Genomic DNA, 2,157 nt, shown 5'->3' on the forward strand with positions numbered 1-2,157 from the left:
CTGACGAGGCCCCGCAGGGTGATGTGGGGCATCGAGGTCCTGATCCGCTCCACGATCTCCGCGCAGGCGGAGGCGCGGAAGCCGAGGCGGTTCATCCCGGTGTCGGCCTTCAGCCAGACCGTGAGCTGGGCGCGGGACGCGGCGAGCCGTTCGAGCTGCTCCGGCGAGTGCACCACCGGCCATAAGCCGAATCGTTCCAGCAGGGGTAACTCGGCCTCCTCGAAGAACCCTTCGAGGAGGAGGACGGGCTTGTGGGCCTCCACCGCGCGCAGCGCGAGCGCCTCCTCGACGGAGGAGACGGCGAAGGCGTCCGCCTCCCGGGCGGCGGCCCGGACCACGTGCTCCAGGCCGTGCCCGTAGCCGTCGGCCTTCACGACGGCCACCATTCTGCGGCCGGGCTGGATCCTGCGCATCACCGCCAGGTTGTGGGCGAGGGCGGACGGGTGGATGGTCGCCTTCAGCGGTCGGGACATCCCTGAACCTCATCTTCTCGTGCCGCCGCGCGGCGCGGGCCCTGGCCCGTCACCGGGGCTCCGTCAGGGCCGGCACCGGCGCGGCGAACCTCTTCATGACGTTGGGGAACGGTTTTCGGGCCGTGAGGACCTGGTAGTGGTCGCGCAGGGTGTTGCCCTCGTCGAGCGGTACGGGCTCCGTGAACCCGGCCCGGCGCAGCGCGTCCGTCAGGTGCTCCCGGTCGAGGACGTGGGAGTGGCGGGTGAACGCGAAGACCTCGTCGCCGATCTCCATGCGCACGTCCCAGCGGCGCAGGCCCGCCCCGGGGAGCAGGGTGATGGTCTCGGAGACCGACACCCGCCGCCCCCGCACCTCGCAGGGGGTGTGGTGGATACGGTCCTGCGGGCGCGCGGGGTCGGCGGGCAGGGGGATGTCGACGTAGAGGAAGCCGCCCGGTTTGAGGGCCGCGTGCATGCTGCGGAGGTGGCCGGTGACGGCGGCCGCGCCGGCGGCGGGGACGTCCTCTGCCGGGGTGTCCCGGGCGGGGGTGTCCTCGTCCCACACGTCGGCGTAGACGAGGGAGTTGCCCCGGCAGATGATCAGGTCGAACACCCCGGGGAAGGTGCCGCCGAGGTCCGCCCAGTCCAGGTGGACCGCCTTGGTGTCGAGTCCGAGGGCGGCGGCGTTGGCCGCGAAGCGCTCCAGCATCGCGGCGCTGCCGTCCGCGCAGACGATGCCGTGGCCCTCGCGGATCAGGTCGAGGGTGATGAAGCCGGTGCCGACCGAGCAGTCGAGGACGGTGGCTCCCGTGAAGCTCGACAGGAGCTCGTCGAGGTGCTCGGTCACCTGTTTGCGGTCGGAGCAGGCCTCCAGGTAGTACTCCATCAGTTCGGCGAAGCGCATCTCCTGCCTCACGCACCCTCCCGGGAGGTCGCCCAGACCAGCAGCTCTTCGCGGTCGATCTTGCTGTTGTGCCGCCGGTCGGACGGCAGCGGTCCGGGGTGGCGGAGCAGGGTGGGCACGGGGAGCGAGAACCGCTCGGCGACGGCGTCGACGTCCTTCTGCTCCACCTCTGCCGAGGCGGAGTCGGAGTCGGAGTCGGAGTCGGAGTCGGAGTCGGGCAGGATCAGGAAGACCCGCGAGCCGCCCTCCGCCGCGACGACCGCGCTGGCGTACACGCCCAGGTGGTGGTTGTAGACCTGTTCCTGCTGGTCGGGGTAGAGGCGTCCGAACACCGTGTCGACGACGTGCTTCTTGCGGCACAGGAACCAGACGACGGAGTCCTCGTCCAGGTAGCCGACGTCGCCCATCCGGTGCCAGAGGGTGCCGTCCTGCGTGTGGCGGAGCTTGGCGTACTCGGTGAGCGCGGGGCGCCGGAAGTACTCGGTGGTGACGCGGGGGCCGCTGACCACGAGCTCGCCGATGGCGCCCGGCGGGAGGAAGTCCGCGTCGGTGACGTGGCGCAGGTCCGTGGCGGCGGAGTCGATGACCGCGACGCGGGTGTCGACGGCACGGCCGAGCGGAACGCCCCGGCCCTGCTTCGTGCCGCGTTCCGTGAGGTCCGCCAGGGTCTCCGCGTCGATCAGGGTGATCGGCATGAGGGCCTCGGTGCTCGCGTAGGGCACGTACAGCCGGGCCTGCGGCATCACCCGGGCGAGGCCGGCGAGCATCTCCTGGTTCACCGCCGCCCCGGCGGTGGCGCCG

2 protein-coding genes and 1 pseudogene are annotated in these 2,157 nt (G+C 71.8%); all 3 read right to left on the minus strand.

Annotation, left to right across the window (positions count from 1 at the left end; translation table 11 throughout):
- Nucleotides 1-473 (minus strand): alanine racemase (locus AB0O29_RS35255; RefSeq protein ID WP_365160348.1); only part of this gene is annotated, 473 nt, incomplete at its 3' end.
- Nucleotides 474-522: 49 nt separating this feature from the next.
- Nucleotides 523-1,368: a class I SAM-dependent methyltransferase gene (locus AB0O29_RS35260; RefSeq protein ID WP_365160351.1), complete on the minus strand. Its 846-nt coding sequence runs from the start codon at nucleotides 1,366-1,368 to the stop codon at nucleotides 523-525.
- A pseudogene (locus AB0O29_RS35265) lies at nucleotides 1,365-2,157 on the minus strand (hypothetical protein); the annotation flags it as partial. The gene AB0O29_RS35260 and the pseudogene AB0O29_RS35265, both read right to left, overlap by 4 nt.

The sequence above is a fragment of the Streptomyces sp. NPDC089915 genome (assembly GCF_040684675.1).
In the GTDB taxonomy this organism is placed as follows: domain Bacteria; phylum Actinomycetota; class Actinomycetes; order Streptomycetales; family Streptomycetaceae; genus Streptomyces.